We start from the raw sequence: 23,544 nt of genomic DNA, 5'->3' as shown, positions 1-23,544 counted from the left end.
GTCGAACGGGAGGTCAAGCCGTGTCATTGGTGTTCGCGAACCCAGAAGTTATGGCAATTGCGGCAACCGAATACGCCGCTGTCCAATCCGCGATCAGCGATGCGACCGCAGCGGCCACCGCCCCGACAACACAGATCGAAGCGGCGGCCTCCGACGAAGTGTCGTTGGCGATCTCGCGACTATTCGGCGCCTACGGCCACGAGTATCAGGCGCTCAGCAAACTGGTGGCAAGCTTTCACCAGCAATTCGTGCGGGCCCTCAACGACGCCGGCAACGCGTATGCCGGCACCGAGGCCGCCAACGGCTCGCCGCTGCAGGCGCTGGCGCTGTTTTCGCCGGTCAAAGACCTGACGGGTCGCCCGCTGTTCGGCAACGGCGCCGCTGGGGCGCCGGGTACTGGGCAGCCCGGCGGCGACGGCGGATGGATTATCGGTAACGGCGGCGACGGCGGGTCCGGCACCACCGGCGCCGACGGCGGGGTCGGCGGGGCGGGCGGATCGGCGGGGCTGTGGGGCCATGGAGGTAATGGCGGCGCTGGCGGAACCGCTACCGGTGTCGGCGGGACCGGTGGGGCCGGCGGGGCCGGCGGGGCCAACGGGTGGATCGGCGGCGGCAACGGCGGGTCCGGCGGAAGCGGGGGAACCGGCGGGACCGGCGGTAACGGGGGGGCCGGAGGTGCCGGTGGCGCCAACCGGCAGCTGTTCTCGCTCACCGGCGTCGGCGGCGTCGGCGGTCCCGGCGGTGTCGGGGGAAGCGGTACCGACGGCGCCTCGAGCCCGACGGCGGGCGTGAGCGGGGCGGCCGGCGGGGACGGCGGAAACGGCGGGATAGGTGGGGCGGGCGGGGCCAACCAGGCGCTGTTGGGCGGGGCCGGCGGCGCTGGCGGCCTGGGCGGTAGGGGCGGCGACGGCGGCGCGGGCGGCAACGGCGGTTCGGGTCTGGGTGCCGGCATGGTCGGCGGCGATGGCGGCGCCGGCGGCCACGGTGGCGACGCGGCGGCCGGCGGCTTGGGTGGCGCGGCGGGAATCTCGGGACACGCCGGTGCCGCCGGCGCGACCGGCGCTGGCGGTAACGGTGGAACCGGCGGCAACGGGGGGGCCGGCGATGCCGGTGCCGTTGGCGGCAACGGCTTCAACGGCGGCGCCGGCGGGGTCGGCGGTGTGGGTGGCTCGGCCGGGGTCGGGGGCACCAACGGCAACGGTGGTCAGGGCGGCAACGGCGGGAGCGGCGGGGCGGGCGGTGCGGGTGCCGATGGCGTGGACAGTGACGGGGGGTCGGGCGGCGCCGGCGGCAATGGCGGTAATGCCGGCGCCGGCGGGGCGGCCGGCGTCGGCGTGGGCGCGGCGGGCAAGGCGGGCGACGGCGGCGTGGGCGGCGACGGCGGCCTGGGCGGCAACGGCGGAGCCGGCGATGCCGGGGGTGCCGGCGCCAACGGCTTCGACGGCGGCACCGGCGGGAGCGGCGGCCAAGGCGGGGCCGGCGGGTCGACCGGCGCCGGCGGCACCAACGGCGTCGGCGGCAACGGTGGCGGCGGCGGCAAGGGCGGCGCGGCGGGCGACGGCGGCAGCGGCTTTGGTGGCAGCGGTGCCGGTGGCATCGGCGGCAACGGGCGGGGGCGGAAGCGGTCACCGGCGGCGCCGGCGGGGCCGCGGGCAACGGCGGCGATGGCGGCAACGCGGGCAACGGCGGCAACGGCGCCAAGGGCTTCCTCCTGCTTGGCAACGGCGGCGACGGCGGCGCAGGCGGCCAGGGTGGGGCCGGCGGGTCCGCCGGTACCGGCGGCACCAACGGCGATGGCGGCCTAGGCGGTGTCGGCGGCACCGGAGGCGGCGGTGGTGGTCTCGGCGGGTTCGGCGGCTTAGGTGGTCACGGCGGCAATGGCGGCAATGCGGGCACCGGCGTCGGCGCGGCTGGTAATGGCGGCAACGCGGGCAATGGTGGCGTGGGCGGCCACGGCGGGGCCGGCGCCACAGGCAGCAATCCGGGTGAGGCCGGCGGCGCCGGCGGCAACGGCGGCGCCGGCGGCGCGGGCGGCCAGGGTGGTGCAACCACCGGCAGTGGCATCAACGGCAACGGCGGCACCGGCGGCACCGGCGGCGACGGCGGCGCCGGCGGCCATGGGAGCTCCGGTGTCGGCTTCGGCCTGTCCGGCGGGGCCGGTGGCAACGGCGGCGACGGCGGCGGCGCCGGCCAGGGCGGCGCCGCCGGTACCGGTGGCGTCGGTGGTAGCGCGGGCAGCGCCGGCACCGGCGGCACCGGCGGTGACGGCGGTGACGGGGGGGCCGGCAGCAACGGCGGCGCCGGGGAGTCCGGTTTTGCCGGCGGGGCCGGCGGACAGGGCGGCCACGGCGGCGCCGGCAATGGCGGCACCAACGGCGACGGCGGCACCGGCGGCAACGGCGGTGCGGGCGGCAACGGCGGAGACGGTGCCGACAGCACCGGCGTCGGTTCGGCCGGCGGCAACGGCGGGACCGGCGGCGCCGGCGGCCAGGCCGGGGCCGGCGGCGTCGCCGGCACCGGCGGCACCGGCGGGGCGGCGGGCAGCGCGGGCAATGGCGGCCAGGGCGGCAGCGGCGGCAACGGTGGGGCCGGCGCGGCGGGTGCTGACGCCACCGGAACCACCGGTGCGGCCGGCGGGGATGGCAGCGCGGGCGGTGACGGCGGCGCCGGCGGGGCCGGCGGCGCCGCCGGGGCGGGCGGCGTCAACGGCAACGGCGGCGCCGGGGGCGTCGGCGGCACCGGCGGCAACGGCGGCACTGGGGAACTGGCGCCGCCGACACCGGGTCCGGCGCGGGCGCTGGCGGCACCGGCGGCACCGGCGGAGCGGCCGGTGCCGGCGGACTGGGCGGAGCCGCCGGCAGCGGCGCCGGCGCCGCGGGCACCGCGGGGCGGTCGGCGACGCGGGCACCGGCGGCAACGGCGGGACCGGCGGCCAAGGCGGCGCCGGCAGGGCCGGCACCGACGCCACCGGAACCACCGGCGCGGCCGGCGGCGACGGCACCGCGGGCGGACAGGGCGGCACCGGCGGACCGGCCGCCGGCGCGGGCGGCGTCAACGGCAACGGCGGCACCGGCGGAACCGGCGGCACCGGCGGCAACGGCGGCACCGGGGGAACCGGGGCCGCCGACAGCGGCGCCGGCGCGGGCAACGGCGGCACCGGCGGCACCGGCGGAGCGGCCGGTGCCGGCGGGCAGGGCGGAGCCGCCGGCAGCGGCGCCGGCGCCGCGGGCACCGCAGGGACAGTCGGCGACGCGGGCACCGGCGGCAACGGCGGGCAAGGCGGCCAAGGCGGCGCCGGCAGGGCCGGCACCGACGCCACCGGAACCACCGGCGCGGCCGGCGGCGACGGCACCGCGGGCGGACAGGGCGGCACCGGCGGGACCGGCGGCGCCGCCGGCGCGGGCGGCGTCAACGGCAACGGCGGCACCGGCGGAAACGGCGGCACCGGCGGAAACGGCGGCACCGGCGGTGCGGGCGCCCCGGACACCGGCAAGGGCGCGGGCACCGGCGGAAACGGCGGCAACGGCGGCAACGCCGGCGCCGGCGGCAGAGGCGGCAACGCCGGTGCGGGCGGCGGGACCGCCGGCACCGCGGGCGCCAACGGCCACTTCGGGGTCGGCGGCAACGGCGGGCAAGGCGGCCAGGGCGGGGACGGGATGTCCGACGTCAGCGGCCTGGCCGGCACCGCCGGCGGGCAAGGCGGCCAAGGTGGCAATGGTGGCAGCGGCGGGCTCACCGGCGTCGGCGGCGACGCCGGTAGCGGCGGCGATGGCGGGGCCGGCGGCAACGGTGGCGCCGACACCGGCACCGGTGGGGTCACCGCCCCGGGTGGCGGTAACGGCGGGAACGGTGGGGATGCCGGCACCGCCGGCACCGGCGCCACCAACGGCAATGCCGGCAACGGCGGTAACGGCGGCAAAGGCGGCAACGGTAGCGACGCGAACACCGCCACCGCCGCCGGCCTGGCCGGCGACAACGGCGGCCAGGGCGGCCAAGGCGGCAATGGCGGCAACGCCGCCGGCGGTGTCGGCGGCAACGCCGGTGACGGCGGCGACGGCGGCAACGGCGCCAACGGCGGCACCGACACCGGCACCGGCGGGGCCAGCGCCCCGGCCGGCGGGAACGGCGGTGACGGCGGGAATTCCGGCACCGCCGGCACCGGCGCCACCACCGGCAGCGGCGGCAACGGCGGCGCGGGTGGCGACGGCGGTGACGGCAGCACCGGGATCGCCAACGGCGCGACCGGTGATGCCGGCGGCAAAGGCGGTTCCGGTGGCAACGGCGGCAACGCCGGGGTGACCGGCAATGGCGGCCAAGGCGGCAACGGCGGCGCCGGCGGCAGTGGCGCGAACGTCACCGGCACCGACAGCGTGGCCGGCAACGGCGGCGACGGCGGCGACGCCGGCGCGGGCGGGCACGGCGGGGAGCAGAGCGGCAACGCCGGGGACGGCGGGACCGGCGGCAACGGCGGCACCGGCGGCGACTCCGGAACAAACAGCACCCCCGCCAGCCAAGGCACCGGCGGCAACGGCGGCAACGCCGGCGCCGGCGGAAACGGCGGGGACGCCGGGCTCGACGGCAACGGCGGCACCGGCGGCCAGGGCGGGACCGGCGGGACGGGCGGAGCGGCCTTTGGAGGGTTTGCCCCGGGACCGAAGGCCAGCGGCAACGGTGGGGCCGGCGGCGACGGCGGGAGCGGCGGCACCGCCGGGGTGAACGCGGGCACCGCGGGCGTCGGCGGCGACGGAGGCGACGGTGGATTCGGCGGGCACCTTAGCGGCAGTGGCGGGACCATCGGCACCGGGGGCGCCGGTGGCACCGGCGGTGACGGCGGCAACGCCGGGCTGGTCGGCGACGGCGGCAACGGCGGCAACGGGGGCGCCCGCCGATAACGGCGGCGGCGGCAATGGCGGCAACGGCGGGGCCGGCGGCACGCAATCCGGCAATGGCGGCAACGGCGGCAACGGCGGCGACGTCAACGTCGCCAGGGGCAGCGGCGGCAACGGCGGCAACGGCGGCAACGGCGGCGACGCCCTGGGCACCGGCAACGGCGGCAACGGCGGTAACGGCGGCGCGGGTCCGCAGCCCAGCGACTTCACCGACCACCCCGGCAACGGCGGCAACGGCGGCAACGGCGGCAACGGCAACGGCGGCACCGGCGGCACCGGCGGGGCCGGCGGGATCAACGCGAACGGCGACGGCACCCCCGGCGGCACCGGCGGCACCGGCGGCAAATCCGGGGACGGCGGCCGGCGCCGGCGGGGCCGGCGGCAACAATAACGGGCCGGCCGGCGGCCAGGGCGGGAACGCCGGAAGCGAAACCGGGGGCCCAGGCCGGGGCGGCAACGGCGGCGCCGGCGGGGCCGGCGGCAGCGGCGGTTCGGCCGAGGGCAGCGGCGGCGACGGCGGGGACGGCGGCAGCGGCGGCAGCCAAACCGCCAAGAACGCCGGCGACGGCGGCCAGGGCGGCGCCGGGGGCAGCGGCGGCGACGCCCCCATCAACGGCGACGGCGGTAACGGCGGCGCCGGCGGCACCGGCGGCAACACCAACAGCACCCAAGCCAGCAGCAACGGCGGCGACGGCGGCCAAGGCGGCAACGGCGGCACGGGCGGGTCATTCCAAGGCAACGGCGGGGGTGGCGGCCAGGGCGGAGACGGCGGCAACAACACCGGGACGGGCACCGGCGGCAGCGGCGCCCTCGGCGGCGACGGCGGCAACGCCCAGTTCATCGGCAACGGCGGCGACGGCGGCGACGGCGGCGACGGCGGCGCGCCCGACGGCACCGGCGCCGCCGGCGGCACGGTCCGCGACCCCGGGACGCTGTCGGGCACGCGGGGAACCGACGGCAACCATGGTTCCGATGGCGGGCCCTAACGGTTAGGCAACTTGTGGCACCGTTGACGTCATCAGTGCTACCGCTGCCCGTGGCGGTACGACCTGCGGACAGGACGGTGCGCGATCAGCAAGCTCGGCTTCTGGAGCGTCGTCCTGCTCGGGATCAACGCGATCATCGGGGCGGGCATCTTCTTGACCCCGGGCACGGTGATCAAGCTCGCCGGACCCTACGCACCGCTGGCCTACATTCTGGCGGGCCTCTTCGCCGGCGTCATGGCACTGGTGTTCGCCACAGCGGCCCGATACGTGAAAACCAATGGCGCGGCCTATGCCTACACGAGGGCCGCATTCGGTGAACGCATCGGCATCTATGTCGGTGTCACGCACGCGATCACGGCCTCGATCGCCTGGGGAGTTTTGGCGTCGCTGTTTGTGTCGACCCTGTTGGATGTGCTCTTCCCCGGCCAACATTGGGCCGAAGGTACCGAGCTGTTCAGCGTCAAGACCCTGACCTTTCTCCTCTTTATCGCGGTGCTGCTGGCCATTAACCTGTTCGGCAACCGGGCGATCCGGTGGGCGAACGGAATTTCAACCATCGGAAAGGTTTTCGCGCTTTCGTTGTTTATCGCCGGCGGGCTGTGGCTCGTCGTCACCCAGCACGTGAACAATTACGCAACGTCGGCGGCGGCCGTCGAAATCCACAGGGACGGCGTCGCCGGATTGACGCTTGCCACCATAGCCGCGCTGTACGCGTTCACCGGTTTCGAATCGATCGCCAATGCCGCCGAGGAAATGCACACACCCGACCGGAACCTGCCGCGCGCCATACCGCTGGCGGTGTTGACCGTCGGCGCCATTTACGTGCTCGCCGTGGTGGTCGCAATGTGCCTCGGAGCCGACAAGATCGTGGCTTCCCGCGACACCGTGCAACTGCCCGCCGCCGTCGCAAACGAGACGTTTCGGACCGTCATCGTCATCGGCGCCTTGGTGTCGATGTTCGGCATCAACGTGGCCGCGTCGTTCGGCGCCCCGCGACTGTGGACCGCGCTGTCCGACCGCGGGATTTTGCCGATCCGCTTGTCAGACAAGAACAAATTCGGCGTACCGATGCTCGCTTTCGGAATCACCGCATCCTTGGCGTTCGCGTTCCCGCTGGCCCTTCGGTTCAACAGCGTGAACCTCACCGGCCTGGCGGTGATCGCCCGGTTCATCCAATTCATCGTCGTGCCCATCGCTCTCATGGCATTGGCACGCGGTCGGTCACCAGAACACGCCGCGGTCAGGCGAAATGCGTTGACCGACAAGGTGTTACCGGTCGTCGCGGTCGTGGTATCGGTGGCGCTGGCGGCGTCCTTCGACTACCGGACCATCCTGCTGACGCCGCAAAAAGGCGTCAACTACTTCTCGATCGCGCTGATCGTGATCACCTTCGTCGTCGTGCCCGCGGCGACCTACCGGCACTATTACCGTCAGCGGCAACGGCTTCCGAGCAACTAACTCTCGGTGTATTCCACCTCGCCGTCGTCGAGCACCACCCGCGTTTCGGCGCCGTCGACGCCGGCGACCTCGGTGCGATACACCGCCTTGCCCGGCCCCGTGCGCCAGATCAGCGTGCTCAACGTCTCCCCGGGAAACACCGGCGAGGTGAACCGTGCGGAGATCGAGGTGATGTTGGCGGCCACGCCCTTGCCCAGCTCGCTGACCAGCGCGCGGCCCGAGACGCCGTAGGTGCACAGCCCGTGCAGGATCGGCTTGGGGAACCCGGCCATCTCCTTGGCGAACCAGGGGTCACTGTGCAACGGATTGCGGTCACCGGACAGGCGATAGATCAGCGCCTGATCCTCGCGGGTGGGCAGGTCGATGCGGGCGTCGGGTGCGCGGTCCGGGAACTCGGGTGCGACGGGTCGCTGGCCGGGCACTCCCCCGAACCCGCCGGCCTGACGGATGACCGCGGTGCTCATCGTCTCCGCGACCAACTCGCCCGTGTCCGGATCGGTGCCGCGGCCCCGCAGCATGACGATGGCGTTCTTGCCCTCGCCCTTGTCCTGGATGTCGGCGACGTCGGAGACCACCGACAGCTTCCCCGAGGGCGGCAGCGGCGCATGCAGCTTGATGGACTGCGAGCCGTGTAACAGCAAGGCCCAGTTGAACTTTCCGATCAGCCCGCCCGCCCCAAACGCCGGGCAGGCGATCACCGCGTAGGTCGGCAGCACCTGCTGGGGAAGGTCGTGGCTGTTCTCGGTGGTGAACGACAAGTCCTCGAGCCCGGCGCCGATACCGAGCGCGTAGAGCATGGTGTCCCGGTCGGTCCATTCGAACAGCATTGGTTCGGTCTTCGCGCCGATGGCTGTCGGGTCGATCGCCATGCGGATCTCCTCTCGATTCCAGAAGGCAAGCTTTCCTGCAGCTAACCACTACCAAACCCTTCACAACGAGGCGGTAGGCAAGGCAGGCTATTGAGATGCGTAACCGCACCGACTGGAAGGCCGCCAAGGTTCTGGCCGTGCTCGCCGCCACGATTCTCGTCGGTGCCTGCGGCGGAACACCGCAGGCGCGCAACATCACCGTGACGTTTGTCCGAAACGCTCAGTCCCAGGCCGACGCGGACGGCGTCCTCGATACCAACGTCCCCGGCCCCAGCCTCACCGACGAGGGCAAGGGGCAGGCCCAGCAGTTGGTGCACCAACTCCGGCACAGCGACTCCAACGGCCCCGCGGATGCCATTTACGCCTCGCCCATGGCCGAAGCGCAGCAGACCGCCGGGCCGCTGGCCAGCGAACTGGGCAAGCAGGTCGAAATCATTCAGGGCCTGCAGCCGCTCAACGCCGGCTGGTACAACGGCAAACCCCAATCGATGGCCAATTCGACCTACATGGTGGCGCCGACGAACTGGTTGAACGGCGACGTCGGCGACAGCATCCCGGGCTCGGTGAGCGGCAAGGACTTCAACGACCAGTTCACCGCCGCCGTCCGCAAAATCTACGACAGCGGCCACAGCAAGCCGGCGGTGTTCTCGCAGGGCACCGCGATCATGGTGTGGACGCTGTTGAACGTGAAGAACCCCAAGGACAGCCTGCTGACCAGCCATCCGCTGCCCAATGCCGGCCGGGTGGTGATCACCGGTAATCCGATGGACGGCTGGACGCTGGTGGATTGGGACGGGATCCGCAGCTTCAACTGACCGGCCCGGTTGACGCGCGGCGTGAGGGCCGCCACGATGGGCGCATGCGGTATGTCGTTACCGGCGGTACCGGGTTTATTGGGGGCCGCGTCGTTTCACGCATCTTGGACACCGAGCCCGACGCGCGGGTGTGGGTGCTGGTTCGCCGCGCGTCGCTGGGGCGATTCGAACGACGGTCGGTGCGCTGGGGCGAACGGGTAAAGCCGCTGGTCGCAGACCTGACTGAACTCGAGTTGACCGACGCGACCATCGCCGAGTTGGGCGAGATCGACCACGTGGTGCACTGCGCGGCGATCTACGACATCACCGCCGGCGACGCCGAACAACGGGCCGCCAACGTCGAGGGGACCCGCGCCGTCATCGAGCTGACCAAGCGGCTAAGTGCGACGTTGCACCACGTCTCGTCGATCGCGGTCGCGGGCGACTTCGCCGGCGAGTTCACCGAGGACGACTTCGACGTCGGCCAGCGGCTCCCGACGCCCTATCACCAGACGAAGTTCGAGGCCGAGCTGCTGGTGCGCTCGACGCCGGGGCTGCGGCACCGCATCTACCGTCCGGCGGTGGTGGTGGGCGACTCCCGCACCGGCGAGATGGACAAGGTCGACGGACCGTATTACTTCTTCGGCGTGCTGTCGAAGCTGGCCGTGCTGCCCCGGCTGACCCCGCTGATGCTGCCCGACACCGGCCGCACCAACATCGTCCCGGTCGACTATGTGGCCGACGCACTCGTCGCGCTCATGCACGCCGAGGGCCGGGACGGTCAGACCTTCAACCTGACGGCGCCGAAAACCATTGGGCTGCGCGGCATCTACCGCGGCATCGCCCCGGCGGCCGGACTGCCGCCGCTGCGCGGGTCGCTGCCGCGGTCGGCGGCCGCACCGGTGCTCAAGGTTCGCGGGCGCGCCAAGGCGCTGCGCAACATGGCCGCGACTCAGGTGGGAGTGCCGCCGCAGATTTTCGACGTCGTCGATCTCAAACCCACGTTCGTCGCCGACCAGACCCGAAAGGCATTGCAGGGTACCGGAATTGAGGTTCCCGAGTTCGCCGACTACGCGACGCGGCTGTGGCGATACTGGGCCGAGCACCTTGACCCCGATCGGGCGCGCCGCGACGACCCGAAGGGCCCACTGCGCGGCCGGCACGTCATCATCACCGGTGCCTCCAGCGGGATCGGCCGGGCGTCGGCGCTGGCCGTGGCGGAGCGAGGTGCGACCGTATTCGCGCTGGCCCGCAACGCCGACGCCCTCGACGAGCTGGTCGTTGAGATCCGCGCCAAAGGTGGTGCGGCGCACGCCTTTACCTGCGACGTCACCGATTCCACCTCGGTGGAGCACACCGTCAAAGACATCCTGGGCCGATTCGGCCACGTCGACTACCTGGTCAACAACGCCGGCCGGTCGATACGCCGCTCGGTGGTCAACTCCACCGACCGGCTGCACGACTACGAACGGGTGATGGCGGTCAACTACTTCGGGGCGGTGCGGATGGTGCTGGCACTGCTGCCGCACTGGCGTGAACGCCGATTCGGCCACGTCGTCAACGTGTCCAGCGCCGGCGTACAAGCGCGAAATCCCAAGTACAGCTCGTATCTGCCGAGCAAGGCCGCGCTGGACGCATTCGCAGACGTGGTCGGATCGGAGACGCTGTCCGACCACATCACGTTCACCAACATACATATGCCCCTGGTGAAGACGCCGATGATCGCACCCTCCCACCGGCTCAACCCGGTGCCGGCCATCAGCCCCGAGCGTGCGGCGGCCATGGTGGTGCGCGCACTGGTGGACAAGCCGGCGCGCATCGACACCCCGATAGGAACGCTGGCCGAGGCCGGCAACTACTTCGCGCCCAGGACGGCCCGGCGGTTCTTGCATCAGCTGTATCTGGGCTATCCGGATTCGGCTGCAGCACTGGGCATTTCGGTGCCAGAGTCGGAGCCAGACCACACCGAGGCTCCCCGGCGTCCCAAACCGCCGGCACGCGCCGGCACCCGCGTGCCCAAGCCGGTCAAGCAGCTGGTCCGGCTGGTGCCCGGCGTGCACTGGTAGTCACGGGCGGATACCCGGGGAGGCTCTCGGCACCCTGCCAGCATGGCCCCCAGGAAGCGGCACTAACGTGGTCGCGGTGAAAGCGCCCGTCTTCGTCGACGTCGACACCGGGGTCGACGATGCCCTGGCGTTGATCTACCTGCTGGCCAGCCCGGACGCGCACGTCGTCGGGATCGCCTCGACCGGCGGAAACGTTGCGGTGGAACAGGTTTGCGAGAACAACTTCGGGCTGCTTGAGCTGTGCCGGATCACCGACGTGCCGGTCTCGAAGGGCTCCAGCGAGACACTGGCGGGCGCGATCCTCGCTTCCTCGGCCGTGCATGGAACGAGGGGCTTGGGGTATGCCGACCTGCCGCCTTCGAAACGCCGACTCACCGACTACGACTCCGCGGCGGCCTGGGTGCACGCCGCGCACGATTTCGCCGGTGAGCTGATCGGCGTGGCGACGGCACCGTTGACCAATCTGGCGCTGGCGCTGCGCGCCGAGCCGGCGCTGCCGACGCTGTTGCGGCGGCTGGTGATCATGGGCGGCGCCTACGATTACCGCGGCAACACCAACCCGGTCACGGAGTGGAACATCGGCTTCGACCCCGAGGCGGCGGCCGAGGTGTTTGCGGCCTGGTCGGTGAATGCCGTTGCACCACAACAACTTCCAATCTTGTGCGGCCTGGATCTGACGCGCCGCATCGCGATGACGCCGGAACATCTCGCGAGGCTGGCGACCGCCGCCGGGTCAAACCCGGCCAATCCGTTGATCCGGGTGATCGAGGACGCGACGCGGTTCTATATGGAGGCCTATCACGGCCTAGGCCACGGGTTTGTGGCGCATCTTCACGATCCGCTGGCCGCCGCGGCCGCGCTGGACCCGCAGCTGATTACAACCCAGGCCGCGACGGTCGACGTCGAGCTGACCGGAACCCTGACCCGCGGCATGACGGTAACCGACTGGTCGGGGCGCTGGGGCCGGGAACCCAACGCGCACATCGGCGTTGGCGTCGACCCCTTGGTGTTCTTCGACCGGTTCATCGAACGGGTAGGCCCGTTCGCGCGGCGCCTGGACGCAAACTAGGGCCCTAACGCGACACCCAACTGACCTATGGACACACCGATCAGCTCCGGAACGAAGGTGGCATTCGCCGATACCAGAGCGAGCGTTGCGCCGACGTTGACAAGCGCCGCGGCGACGACGTCGGTGGCGGCATTGCCAAGTTGGAGCTTGGTCAGGGCGGTCCCCGCCGCGGTGAGGTCGGTCCTGGTTATCTGGCGCGCCGCAGTAGCGGTGTTCCGGTTGAGGTCGATCTGCTGATTGATCGCGACGACGTCGTTGTTTATCACGGCTTGCAGGGCCACCTTGAGCTTGCTGGGCGTTACCGCGGCCGGGTTGGGCAGCGCCTGGTGCGATGAGGCCAGCTGTTCGGCCACCGCCGAAGCCGCGCCGTGGTAGCCGGCCAGCGCGGTGACATTGTCGGCCCACATCCCCTCATAGGCGCCTTCGGTGGCGGCGATCGCCGGGGCGTTGAAGCCGAACAGGTTCGACCGCACCAGGGACACGAATTGGGAGCGGTTGGCCGCCACCGCCGCCGGATGCGTCACCGCCGCCTTGGCCGCCTCGAAGATTCCGGCGATGGATGTGGCGTGCGTGGCCGAGGCCTCGGCGTGACCCGCCGCCGCACTCAGCCATTGCCAATACTGGGTGGCCACGGCCGCCATCGCCGCCGACGCCGCGCCCTGCCACGACCCGTTCACCAGGTCCGAGACCACCGACGAAAACGAGTCCGCGGCCGAACTCAGCTCGCTGCCCAATCCGGCCCAGGCCGCCGCGGCGGTCAGCATCGGCCCCGAGCCCGCGCCGGAATACATCTGCGTCGACGTCACCTCTGGTGGCAACCCCGCAAAACTCATCTGCAGCCGTCCCTTCCTCGCGTTAATCGACGATCAGTTAACAACTCCCGTTACGCGAGACGGCCGGGCCACCAACCGCGCTAGCAAACCGGTGGCATCAATGTAGAACCGATCGGAGCCGCACGCCCGCGTTTTCACCAGTTCGCCAGCGGTTACTCCCCGTCCGTGCAGGTACTCGGTTCATTTCGGGGTGCCGACCGGCTTCAATCGAGCGGCCGGCCATGATCTTTCGCCGCATTGAGCTGCTGCGCGCGGCGTGGGGCGCCGCGCTGTTGGTCGCGCCCGGCCTGGTGCTTGGCCGGGTGCACGGGGTGCGGGTCGACCGCAAGGCATTGGTCGTCGCGCGCATCCTGGGAGCGCGACAACTCCTCCAGGCGGGGCTGTCGGGGATCAATCCCAGCCCGGAAATGCTCGCGGGCGGGGTTTGGGTCGATGCCGTGCACTCGTTGACCGCCCTAGGCCTGGCGGTTGTCGACCGCAGCCGAGCGCGGGCGGGCGTCACCGACTGCGTCGTCGCGGCGGTGTGGGCACTGCTGGGTTGGCACCACCTGAGCGCCGGCAGAGCGGCTCAGGTCGCCATCCGCGGCCGGGACCGGTTAGCGCGCGCCGTGGTGGGCGCCCTTCCCGGCGGTGGCATCCTGATGCGTCAAGCGGACAGCACACGCGCGGAACGGGAGCGAAGCGTTTGACCGTTTCGTGACCCGATCCCCGGGTACCCGCGAGCCATGGCATTCGCCGAGTATCAGAACGAGCTCTATCAGCAAGGCCAGGCCGGCCGGCAGCCGCCGTACCCGATTAGGTTCGCGGAGCTGGAGGCCAAGGCGGCCGCCGCGATGCCGCCGAAAGTGCTGGGGTACGTCGCCGGCGGCGCCGGCGACGAGCTCACCCAGCGGGCCAACGTCGACGCCTTCAAGCGCTGGGGTCTGTTCCCCCGCATGGGGATCGCCCCGGCCGAACGCGAACTCTCCATCGAACTGTTCGGCATCACCTTGCCCTCACCGATTTTCATGGCCCCGATCGGGGTGATCGGCGTGTGTGCCCAGGACGGCCACGGCGATTTGGCGGCGGCCCGCGCGTCGGCCCGCACCGGCGTGCCGTTCTGCGTGGGAACGCTCACCTCAGATCCGTTGGAAGACATCGTCCCCGAACTCGGCGACACCCCGGGCTTCTTCCAGCTGTACACGCCCCCGGACCGAGAGATGGCGGCCAGCCTGGTGCATCGTGCCGAGGCGGCCGGTTTGAAGGGCATCGCGGTCACCCTCGACACCTGGGTCACCGGGTGGCGGCCGCGCGACCTGAGCGCCGGGAATTACCCTCAGGTGCCCAGCGGGTGCCTGGCCACTTACACCTCCGATCCGGTATTCCGCGCCAGCTTGCAACCCGGTGAGGATGCCACCGCGGCCGCCGTGCGCAAGTTGCCGATCTTCGGCGGTCCGTTCAGGTGGGACGATTTGGAGTGGCTACGGTCGGAGACCAGCCTGCCGCTGATGGTCAAGGGCATCTGTCACCCTGACGACGTCCGACGGGCGAAAGACCTTGGCGTTGATGGCATTTACTGTTCCAACCACGGCGGGCGGCAAGCCAACGGCGGCCTACCCGCATTGGATTGCCTGCCGGGAGTCATCGAGGCCGCCGACGGACTGCCGGTGCTGTTCGACTCGGGCATTCGTAGCGGGGCCGACGTCATCAAGGCCCTGGCGATGGGGGCGACCGCGGTGGGGATCGGCCGCCCCTACGCCTACGGTCTGGCGCTCGGCGGTGTCGACGGCATCGTGCACGTGCTACGTTCCCTGCTGGCCGAGGCGGATCTGATCATGGCCGTCGACGGATATCCGTCGCTCAAGGACTTGACACCCGCGGCATTGCGCCGGGTGGAATACGCTATGGCACTTTAACCCATTGCGCCCCAAAAGATTTCGCTACTCGTATCGTCCTTCCAGATACCACCGCCGCTGGCGGTAGCACAGCAGCAGCGCGCGCTCGCCCTCCAGCAACACCTGCGCCCGGGCCGTGCGCCCCTTTGCCAGGTCGGTATCCCACCACCGCTCATCGACCGTCCACGGTCCCGCCCACCAGCGCAGCCGATCCTCACGACCGCGAACAGCCAGTCGCGCGGGGTCGGCGGAGAACATCCCGCGGCTGGTGACACGGATCGGATTTCCTTGGGCGTCAAGCAATTCCACCGGATCGTCGAGCAGCACCGCCGGTGACGGCTGGGGCAGTTGGCCGGGCCAGGGCCGATCCGGGTCGGCCCGCGGTTCCGGCTCGTCACCCAGCGGGGTCAGCGTGATGCGTTCGGCCGGCCCGCGACCGCCGGACAGCACCGGAACCTGCACCGCCTCCGGACCGAGCAGACCCTGCACCCGCACCAGCGCCCGGCGGACCCGCAGCCTGTCCTCCTCGCCGAGGCCGCCCCAAAGCGGCAACTGCAGCGCCTCGGCGGACACCACCTCCACCGCCTGCAGCCGCAGCAGTGTCACCGGCCCCGAGGGCCGGTGCCGAGCGACTCGGTTGTTCAACCACCCGTCCAGTTGCCAGCGCACCCGGTCGGCGGTGGCATCCTCGGTCAACGGCTCGGCGCAACGCCAAACCCTTTCCAGCTCTTCGCCGTTGGCGGTGACGGCGTGAATCGCCAGCCGGGTACATCCCACGCCGGCGGCCATCAGGGTCTGATGCAGACTGCCGGCCAGCGAGCGTCCGGCGAACGCCGCGGCATCGACCCGGTCGATCGGCGGATCGCAGTCCAGCACCGCCTCGAGTTCCGGCGGCGGCTCCCGGCCGGACGGTCCCCGCTCGGGTTCGCCGCGGGCGAACCGGTGGGCGGTTATCCCGTCGGCACCGAACCTGGAAGCCACGTCGGTACGCGACAGCGCGGCGAACTGCCCGATGGTGCGAATCCCCAACCGCCACAACAGATCCGCCAGCTCTTCACGACCCGGGCCGGACAGGCTCGGCTCGGCGGCGAGCTGCCGGATCGAGAGCGTCGACAAAAACTTCGCGTCACCGCCGGCCTGGACGACACGGCCGGCGCGCGCGGCGAAGACCGCGGTGGACAGCTGGTCGGCGATACCGACCTGACACTCGGCGCCGGCCACTGAACTCACGGCGACCGCGTCGATCAGCCGTTCGGCCGCCCGCTCCTCGGACCCGAAATAGCGGGCCGCCCCGCGCACCGGCAACACCAACAGCCCGGGCCGCAGCACCTCGGCGCGGGGAACCAGGTCGTCCACCGCCGCGACCACCCCCTCGAAGAAGCGGGCGTCGCGGTCGGCATCGGCGGTCGCGACGTGCAGTTGCGGACACCGGGCGGCCGCCTCCCGGCGCCGTAGCCCTCGCCGCACCCCCGCCGCGCGGGCGGACGCTGAACAGGCCACCACCCGGTTGGCCAACGTGACCGCGACCGGAGCCGTCGCGGACAGGCCCGCGGCCGCCGCGACCGCGACCGCGGGCCAATCCAGGCACCAGATCGCCAGCACCCGAGAGGAGCTGCCCGTCATCCCGTTCTGGCCCGGCCGATCGTCCGCCCGCCCGCACACACCCCGCTGACCTGCAGCCGCACCCCGCTGATCCGCCCGAATCCGCAGGCCGGCGCGCCCCGGCCGCCCGCGGTGATGGCCGTGATGTCGTAACCGCACACCCGGGCCTGCAGCCGCGTCGGCGCCCCTTCCCAGTCGCCGTCGGTGACCAGCAGGGTGCACCCTTTGGCGCGCGCGCGGGCCACCACCGCCCGCGCGCGGGATCGCGGCACCCGGCGTCCGCCAAGACCCAGCGCCACCAAATCCATGCCGTCGATGAGCACCGCGGCCACCTCCACCGGGTCGGTCCCGGGATCGGGTATCACCGCGAGCCGGCTCAGATCCGCCCCCATCTCCACGGCGGCCAGCAGCCCGATATCGGGCTGGCCGACGATTGCCGCGTTGCCCCCGGCCGCCGTCACCGCGGCCACCATGCCCAGCAGCAGCGACCGGGCCCCCGTCAACACCGCCACCGTCCCCCGGGGCAGGGGGGCCGGCAGCACCTCGGCTAGCCACGGCGGGACGGCCAGCCCGGCTTCCGCCTCGGACGGGGGTACGGCCGCCTCGGCCCGCCTTCCGGAAAGAACGGCCATCTTCCGGCGCAGCGACTCAAGCTGTTCAGCGCGTTGTTCGGAGGCCAAAGCAGCCGTCATTTCGAGCCTCCTACCAGCACTTTTAATAAGACTTTCGAATGCATGTTCGATACTGTTGTCGAGTAAACACCCACCCTCCGACAACCGTCAAGAAACGTGAGAGGCTGCTTTATGCGCTCGGTGCTGGTGGGGCTGATGGTGCTTTCCGGCGGCTTTTTCCTGCCGTCGGCGCCGCCCCCAACCTGTCAACCGGCGGAGCTCTTCATCACCGACAACACGGATCCCCTGTTCGAGATCCGGGCCGACGTGACGATCGCGCTGGCCGGCGCCGCGGCGACGGGATCGACCCCGCTCGACGGCGTGTATTGGTCGACCCGGCTGCAGCAGACCACCGCCGAACGATCGCGCGAATTCCATCTCTGCAGTCCCGACGAGCCCACCTTGCACGCCCTCGCCGAGGCGCTGCGCACGCAGTTCCACCAGGAAGCGGTGCTGACCTTCGACTACCTGCCGCAGGACGCACCCGACGCGCACGCGGTCGCCGTCACCGTGCCCGACGTCGACCTCGCCCACTTCCGCGACGCGCTGGTGTCCGATTCGACCGCGCGGCGTCGTTTGCGGGGCGGATCTGTCGCCCCGGCCGAGCACACCTTGATCCTGATCACCGACACCGCCGATCTCGACGTCGCCCGCCGACTCGTCACCGAGGCCGGCGGGCGCTGGGATGCGGCCACCATCGCCTACGGCAGGCGGGAATTCGTGGAGGGTTGACGGGCGCGACGTTCACCCACGCGCTCAGCTACTCCCACTCGATGGTGCCGGGCGGCTTGCTGGTGATGTCCAACACCACACGGTTGACCTCGGGCACCTCGTTGGTGATGCGGGTCGAGATGCGTTCCAGCACCTCGTAGGGCACCCGGGTCCAGTCGGCGGTCATGGCGTCCTCACTGGACACCGGGCGCAGCACGATCGGGTGCCCGTAGGTGCGGTTGTCGCCCTGCACGCCGACCGAGCGGACATCGCCGAGCAACACCACGGGGCACTGCCAGATCTGGTTGTCCAGGCCCGCCGCGGTGAGCTCCTCACGCGCGATCGAGTCGGCGCGCCGCAGGGTCGCCAACCGCGCCGCGGTGACCTCCCCGACGATCCTGATCCCCAGACCCGGACCCGGAAATGGTTGGCGCGCAACGATTTCCTCGGGCAGCCCCAACTCCCGCCCGACGGCGCGCACCTCGTCCTTGAACAGCAGTCGCAGCGGTTCGACGAGTTTGAACTTCAAATCGCCCGGCAGGCCGCCGACGTTGTGGTGGCTCTTGATGTTCGCGGTGCCGCTGCCCCCGCCGGACTCCACCACATCCGGATACAGCGTGCCCTGCACAAGAAACTCGACTTCTTTGCCGTCCAACACATCCCGCACGGCGCCCTCGAAGGCCCGGATGAACTGCCGTCCGATGATCTTGCGCTTGCCCTCGGGGTTGCTCACCCCGGTGAGCGCCTCGATGAAGGTGTCCGACGCGTCGACGGTGACCAGGTTGGCGCCGGTGGCGGCGACGAAATCGCGCTGCACCTGTGCGCGCTCACCCTCGCGCAGCAGCCCGTGGTCGACGAACACACAGGTCAACCGATCGCCGATGGCGCGCTGCACCAGCGCCGCGGCCACCGCGGAATCCACCCCGCCGGACAGCCCGCAGATCGCATGGCCGTCACCGATCTGCGCCCGCACCTGTTCGACCAGCGCATTGGCGATGTTCGCGGCCGTCCAGTCCGCGCCGAGCCCGGCGAAGTCGTGCAGGAACCGGCTGAGCACCTGCTGCCCGTGCGGGGTGTGCATCACCTCCGGGTGATACTGCACCCCGGCCAGGCTCCGCTCCCGGTTCTCGAAGGCCGCCACCGCCGCGCCCGCGGTGCTGGCGACCACATCGAATCCGTCGGGGGCGGCGGTGACCGCGTCACCGTGGCTCATCCAGACCGGCTGGACCTCAGGAAGTCCCGAATGCAGCTCTCCGCCAAGGACTTTCAGTTCGGTGCGGCCGTACTCACTGGTGCCGGTGTGCGCGACGGTGCCGCCGAGCGCCTGGGCCATGGCCTGAAACCCATAGCAGATCCCGAATACCGGCACGCCGAGCTCGAACACGGCGGGATCGAGCTGCGGGGCCCCGTCGGCGTAGACACTGGACGGTCCGCCGGACAGCACCAGCGCCAAGGGATCACGGGAGCTGATCTCCTCGACCGAGGCGGTGTGCGGGACGACCTCGGAGTAGACCCGCGCCTCCCGTACGCGGCGGGCGATCAGCTGCGCGTACTGCGCGCCGAAGTCGACCACCAACACCGGGCGCGGCGCAGCGGCTTCGGAATCACCAGGTTCTGCCACCCCGCAAGCTTAATGGGCGCAGCATGACTGCTCCTTGTGGGCGACGCTGTTACAGCGAAAGCGCCGTGCGCAGTGCGTCGATGTCGCGTTGCTCGCCGTCGAAATCGATGCGCCGCAGCGCCGCCTTGCGCTTGGCGTCGGTCGGTCCGAAGCGCGACGTGTAAAGGTCTGCCGCGCTGGCGGTGATCGTCACCGCGGGCTCTGCGCGTGCGGCCGCGAGGTGCCCGTGGTCGACCGAGAACTCGAAACGGCGGCCATCGATGTCCACGCGGCAGGTCGTGGTCAAGCCGGCGGCGGCGGCCGGATCGAAGGGCAACAAGACGCCGGCCAGAAATCCGTTCAAGGGCGAGACCGGGCCTGGTTCGCCCGAATCGTCGACGGGCGCCAGCCGGTCCACACCCAGCAGCGCGATACTGCGCAGCACCGGCAACACCTTTCGCCAGCCGAAGTCGCTGAGCGAGTAGACGGTACGTCCGATGGGAGCCGGCAGGTCGGCACGGTCGACGAGCCCGGCGTCCTGCAGTTCCTTGAGTCGTTCGGCGAGCAGGTTGGTGGCGATGCCGGGCAGTTGCGCGCGCAGGTCGCCGTAGCGGCGGGGCCCCCCGACCAGTTCACGCAGGATCAGCAATGTCCACCGCTCGCCCAGGACGTCCAGCCCCAACGCGATGGGGCAGTTCTGGTTGTAGGTCCTGCGAGTGGCCACAGAAAGCCATCATACCTGCTAAGACAACTTTCTCAAGTCCTTACTTGATTTGTTTGTCTAGTGGCTTTAGTGTTTTGTCCATGCGCCTCATCTTCCGCGACAAACCCATCGCCGCACTCGCCGTCATCAGCCTGAGTGTCTTCGTCATCAGCGTCGACGCCACCATCGTCAACGTCGCGCTCCCCACGCTGTCGCGCGAACTTGGCGCCGACACCGCACAGCTGCAGTGGATCGTCGATGCGTACACCCTCGTCATGTCCGGGTTGCTGCTCTCGGCCGGCAGCCTCGGCGACCGCTACGGCAGACGCGGCTGGCTCAGCTCCGGCCTGGCGCTGTTCGCGATCACCTCTGTCATTGCCGCACAGGTGAATTCGGCGGACGCGCTCATCGCGGCACGCGCCGCCATGGGCGTCGGGGCGGCGGTGATCTTCCCCACCACCCTGGGACTGATCACCAACATCTTCACCGAACCGGCGCCGCGCGCCAAGGCGATCGGCGTGTGGGCGGCCATGGTGGGCGTCGGGGTGGCGGTGGGACCGATCAGCGGCGGCTGGCTGCTCGAGCACTTCTGGTGGGGCTCGATCTTTTTGGTCAACCTTCCGGTCGCGGCCCTGGCCATCACCGGTGCGGTCCTCTTCGTGCCCACCTCGCGCGACCCGGCCGCGCCGCGTGTGGACATCCCCGGTTTGATCCTGTCCGCGCTCGGCGTAACCGCCTTGATCTACACCGTCATCGAGGCGCCGACCTGGGGATGGACCAGTGCTCGCGCTGCGATCGGATTCGCTTTGGCCGCAACCATTCTGGTTGGCTTTGCCCGGTGGGAACGCCGCAGCACCCACCCCATGCTGGACATATCGGTGTTCCTCAACCGTCGATTCTCCGGCGGCAGCCTGGCGGTGACCGCGGGCTTTCTGACCCTGTTCGGGTTCATCTTCGTCATCACCCAGTACTTCCAATTCATCAAGAACTACAGCGCATTCGAGAGCGGGGTGCGGTTGCTGCCGGTGGCCGGATCCATCGCATTGGCCAGCGTTCTGGGGCCCCGACTCGTCGAACGGATCGGCACCACCGCCGTCGTCGCCGCCGGATTGACCGTGTTCGCCGCCGGCCTGGCATGGGCATCCACGGCCAGCGCCGTGACTCCCTATGACCAGATCGCCATGCAGATGCTGTTGCTCGGGGGCGGCCTCGGCCTCACCACCGCGCCGGCAACCGAGGCGATCATGGGATCGTTGTCGGCCGACAAGGCCGGGGTCGGCTCGGCCGTCAACGACACCACCCGCGAGTTGGGCGGCACCCTCGGCGTCGCCATTGTCGGCAGCGTCTTCGCGTCGGTGTACTCGGGTCGGATCGGCTCCGCGCCGGCGCTCACCGCGCTGCCGGCCGATGTGCGTTCGGCGATGGGCCGGTCAATGGCGGTGGCGCACAAGGTCGCCGAGCAGCTGCCGACCGCGCAAGCCACCGGTATCCACGACGCGGTCAATGGCGCGTTCCTGGACGGCCTGCAGGTGGGCTCGCTGGTCTGCGCCGGCATCGCGCTGGCCGCGGCGATCATCGTGGCCTGCCTACTGCCCGCCCGGGTGCGTCAGACCGCCGCATTCCCCACGACCCCGTCACCGGCGCGCGCTTGATGCCAAGCGGCCCAGGATAACTCGACAGAAAAGGAAGAACCCATGAGTACATCGACCGGCAGCACCTACGTTCTGGGCCACGCCGACGTGGAGGTGCAACGGCTGCTCCTGCAGGGCCGGCTGTACAACGACTACACCGAGCACGCACTGCGCCTCGCCGGGCTGCGGGCGGGCATGCGAGTCCTCGATATCGGGTCCGGACCCGGTGACGTGTCGTTCGTCGCCGCCCGGCTGGTCGGCCCGACGGGGACCGTCCTGGGTGTGGACGCCGCCCCGGCCATGGTCGAGCTCGCCAGCGCCCGTGCCGCCGAACAGGGGCTGTCCACAGTGCATTTCACGCAGGCCGCGGTCGGCGAGATCGACCTCGACGAACCGGTGGACGCGGTCATCGGCCGACTGATCCTGATGCACCTGCCCGACCCGGTCGGCACGCTTCGGCACCTCAGCTCCTTTGTGCGCCCCGGCGGGGTGGTCGCGTTCTCCGAAAACGACATGAATGGGACGACCAGCATCCCGGCCATGCCGCTGTTCGAGCGGGTGTCGGCGGGCATCATCCGCGCCTTCGAGGCGATGGGGCTCAGCACGCGGTTCGGCACCACGCTGCACCGAGTCTTTGCCGACGCCGGTCTGGGTGCGCCGCGCCTGACCGTGGGCACGCCGATCGGCACCGCCGCCGACACCGACATCCTGGCCTATGCCGCGGAAGTGTGGCGATTGGTCTCCCCCATCGCCGACCGAAATGGCTTCGCCATCGACGAAGTCAGAAATATCGACGAGTTCGTGCCGAGATTCCGCGAAGAGGCGCTGGCGGCCAACGCCCTCATCACGATGCCCCCGATGATCACCGCATGGGTGCAGAAATGAATACCATCGCCGAGCAATACTCGACCGGCCTGTCGCGCGACAACATCGAGCAGGCACTCATCGCCGCCGGCAAGGACCTCGGCCACCTCGCACCCGCGGACCTGGCCATGCTGGAGGACTTCCACACCATGGGCCGCATCGCCACCAGCCAGCTGGTGGACCTGGCCGGGATCACCGCTGCGAGTTCGGTGCTCGACGCCGGCAGCGGCGTCGGCGGCACCGCCCGCTACGTCGCGGACCACTGCGGCTGCTCGGTGACCGCCGTGGACCTCACCGACGAATACAGCGACACGAACCGCTGGCTCAATCGACTCGTCGGACTCGACGACCGGATATCCGTGCGCCAGGCGGACGTTACCGAACTTCCCTTTCCCGACGGCACTTTCGACGTCGCGATCAGCCAGCATGTGCAGATGAACGTGGCCGACAAGGGCCGCCTGTACTCCGAGGCCCGCCGGGTGCTGGTGAGCGGAGGACGACTTGCACTGTGGGACATCGTGATTGGTGACGGAGCCGAACTCGACTACCCCCTGCCGTGGGCCGACCTGCCCGAATACAGCCACCTGGTCGCCGGCGACGAGTTGCGCGGCGCCGTCGATTCCGCCGGCTTCGACGTCGAGCAGTGGAACGACCTCACCGACCAGGCCGGGGCGCTCATGAAAGCCATGCTCTCCCAGCCACCGAGCCCGCTGGGATTGCACGCGTTCGTCACCGACTTCGCGCGCAAGGCCGAAAACCTCACCGTCGCCCTGGCGGACGGACGACTGCGAGTGGTCCAGGGTCTGGCGCGCGCGATCGGCGGCTGAAGCCCACGCGATCCTGACCGCCGTCGGGTACTTGCTGTTCTTGGCCCGAACCTGATTCTCGCGTCGACGCTCCGCGCAGGCCTCGCCGGTCGACTCG

Annotated in this window: 18 protein-coding genes and 1 pseudogene; 13 read left to right on the top strand and 6 right to left on the bottom strand. The window is 71.1% G+C overall.

Going from position 1 to position 23,544, the window contains the following annotated elements:
• Window positions 1–50 precede the first annotated feature (50 nt).
• The 4 genes and pseudogenes from G6N66_RS30325 to G6N66_RS03765 all read left to right on the top strand — a co-directional run bounded on the left by G6N66_RS30325 (window position 51) and on the right by G6N66_RS03765 (window position 7,333).
• Window positions 51–1,805: a PE family protein gene (locus tag G6N66_RS30325; RefSeq protein WP_163645776.1), complete on the top strand. Its 1,755-nt coding sequence runs from the start codon at window positions 51–53 to the stop codon at window positions 1,803–1,805.
• Window positions 1,712–3,757 (top strand): annotated as a pseudogene (locus G6N66_RS30565) (PE family protein); the annotation flags it as partial. The gene G6N66_RS30325 and the pseudogene G6N66_RS30565, both read left to right, overlap by 94 nt.
• A 1,188-nt stretch (window positions 3,758–4,945) precedes the next feature.
• Window positions 4,946–5,875, top strand: a complete 930-nt coding sequence (locus G6N66_RS30560; RefSeq protein ID WP_163645773.1) for a hypothetical protein — start codon at window positions 4,946–4,948, stop codon at window positions 5,873–5,875.
• A 63-nt stretch (window positions 5,876–5,938) separates the two neighbouring features.
• Window positions 5,939–7,333, top strand: coding sequence for an APC family permease (locus tag G6N66_RS03765; protein WP_085233577.1), 1,395 nt, complete (start codon window positions 5,939–5,941; stop codon window positions 7,331–7,333).
• Here the strand turns inward: G6N66_RS03765 and G6N66_RS03760 are convergent.
• Entirely contained in the window at window positions 7,330–8,202 is an 873-nt protein-coding gene (locus tag G6N66_RS03760; protein ID WP_085233576.1) for a MaoC/PaaZ C-terminal domain-containing protein, read from the bottom strand. The genes G6N66_RS03765 and G6N66_RS03760 overlap by 4 nt on opposite strands.
• Before the next feature lie 95 nt (window positions 8,203–8,297).
• Between G6N66_RS03760 and G6N66_RS03755 the strand changes: the two genes are divergently transcribed.
• The 3 genes from G6N66_RS03755 (at window position 8,298) to G6N66_RS03745 (ending at window position 12,131) form a co-directional block, all read left to right on the top strand.
• Window positions 8,298–9,017, top strand: a complete 720-nt coding sequence (locus G6N66_RS03755; protein WP_085233575.1) for a histidine phosphatase family protein — start codon at window positions 8,298–8,300, stop codon at window positions 9,015–9,017.
• A gap of 44 nt (window positions 9,018–9,061) precedes the next feature.
• Window positions 9,062–11,062 carry an SDR family oxidoreductase gene (locus tag G6N66_RS03750; RefSeq protein WP_085233574.1) on the top strand — a complete coding sequence of 667 codons (2,001 nt, stop codon included), beginning with the start codon at window positions 9,062–9,064 and terminating at the stop codon, window positions 11,060–11,062.
• A 76-nt stretch (window positions 11,063–11,138) separates the two neighbouring features.
• Complete coding sequence (locus G6N66_RS03745) at window positions 11,139–12,131, top strand: nucleoside hydrolase (protein ID WP_085233603.1); 993 nt, start codon at window positions 11,139–11,141, stop codon at window positions 12,129–12,131.
• Here G6N66_RS03745 and G6N66_RS30315 read toward each other — a convergent pair.
• On the bottom strand, window positions 12,128–12,964 hold the full coding sequence (locus G6N66_RS30315) for a PPE family protein (protein ID WP_085233573.1): 837 nt from the start codon (window positions 12,962–12,964) through the stop codon (window positions 12,128–12,130). The two genes, G6N66_RS03745 and G6N66_RS30315, sit on opposite strands and share 4 nt — an antisense overlap.
• 221 nt (window positions 12,965–13,185) lie before the next feature.
• Between G6N66_RS30315 and G6N66_RS03735 the strand changes: the two genes are divergently transcribed.
• Both G6N66_RS03735 and G6N66_RS03730 read left to right on the top strand, forming a co-directional pair.
• Window positions 13,186–13,653: a hypothetical protein gene (locus G6N66_RS03735; RefSeq protein WP_085233572.1), complete on the top strand. Its 468-nt coding sequence runs from the start codon at window positions 13,186–13,188 to the stop codon at window positions 13,651–13,653.
• A 36-nt stretch (window positions 13,654–13,689) separates the two neighbouring features.
• Entirely contained in the window at window positions 13,690–14,859 is a 1,170-nt protein-coding gene (locus G6N66_RS03730) for an alpha-hydroxy-acid oxidizing protein (RefSeq protein ID WP_085233571.1), read from the top strand.
• Window positions 14,860–14,883: 24 nt separating this feature from the next.
• On the opposite strand, the gene G6N66_RS03725 is transcribed toward G6N66_RS03730, so the two are convergent.
• Window positions 14,884–16,461 (bottom strand): DNA polymerase Y family protein, encoded by a 1,578-nt coding sequence (locus G6N66_RS03725; RefSeq protein WP_163645772.1) that lies wholly within the window; start codon window positions 16,459–16,461, stop codon window positions 14,884–14,886.
• Window positions 16,458–17,132, bottom strand: a complete 675-nt coding sequence (locus G6N66_RS03720; protein ID WP_085233602.1) for a hypothetical protein — start codon at window positions 17,130–17,132, stop codon at window positions 16,458–16,460. Before G6N66_RS03720 ends, G6N66_RS03725 begins: the two co-directional genes overlap by 4 nt.
• 135 nt (window positions 17,133–17,267) lie before the next feature.
• Here G6N66_RS03720 and G6N66_RS03715 point away from each other — a divergent pair, with 135 nt between their 5' ends.
• Window positions 17,268–17,843, top strand: coding sequence for a hypothetical protein (locus G6N66_RS03715; protein ID WP_372515884.1), 576 nt, complete (start codon window positions 17,268–17,270; stop codon window positions 17,841–17,843).
• Window positions 17,844–17,871: 28 nt separating this feature from the next.
• Here the strand turns inward: G6N66_RS03715 and guaA are convergent, their stop codons facing one another.
• A complete protein-coding gene (gene guaA / locus G6N66_RS03710; RefSeq protein WP_179968250.1) occupies window positions 17,872–19,443 on the bottom strand; it encodes a glutamine-hydrolyzing GMP synthase in 1,572 nt (523 codons plus the stop codon).
• Window positions 19,444–19,492: 49 nt separating this feature from the next.
• The gene (locus tag G6N66_RS03705; RefSeq protein WP_085233568.1) at window positions 19,493–20,146 is read right to left on the bottom strand and encodes a winged helix-turn-helix transcriptional regulator; all 654 of its coding nucleotides are present in this window, start codon (window positions 20,144–20,146) and stop codon (window positions 19,493–19,495) included.
• An 80-nt stretch (window positions 20,147–20,226) separates the two neighbouring features.
• Here G6N66_RS03705 and G6N66_RS03700 point away from each other — a divergent pair, with 80 nt between their 5' ends.
• Genes G6N66_RS03700 through G6N66_RS03690 form a run of 3 tightly spaced genes read left to right on the top strand, consistent with a single transcriptional unit; the run spans window position 20,227 to window position 23,447 of the window.
• Window positions 20,227–21,777, top strand: a complete 1,551-nt coding sequence (locus G6N66_RS03700) for an MFS transporter (RefSeq protein ID WP_232079195.1) — start codon at window positions 20,227–20,229, stop codon at window positions 21,775–21,777.
• 42 nt (window positions 21,778–21,819) lie between these two features.
• Window positions 21,820–22,641, top strand: a complete 822-nt coding sequence (locus G6N66_RS03695) for a class I SAM-dependent methyltransferase (protein ID WP_085233566.1) — start codon at window positions 21,820–21,822, stop codon at window positions 22,639–22,641.
• Window positions 22,626–23,447: a class I SAM-dependent methyltransferase gene (locus G6N66_RS03690; protein WP_232079194.1), complete on the top strand. Its 822-nt coding sequence runs from the start codon at window positions 22,626–22,628 to the stop codon at window positions 23,445–23,447. The genes G6N66_RS03695 and G6N66_RS03690 overlap by 16 nt, the downstream gene beginning before the upstream one ends.
• The last annotated feature ends 97 nt before the right edge of the window (window positions 23,448–23,544 follow it).

This window comes from Mycobacterium conspicuum (assembly GCF_010730195.1).
Taxonomy (GTDB): domain Bacteria; phylum Actinomycetota; class Actinomycetes; order Mycobacteriales; family Mycobacteriaceae; genus Mycobacterium; species Mycobacterium conspicuum.
The sequence above is the reverse complement of the archived record's forward strand: the minus strand, read 5'-3'. Positions and strand labels throughout refer to the sequence as shown.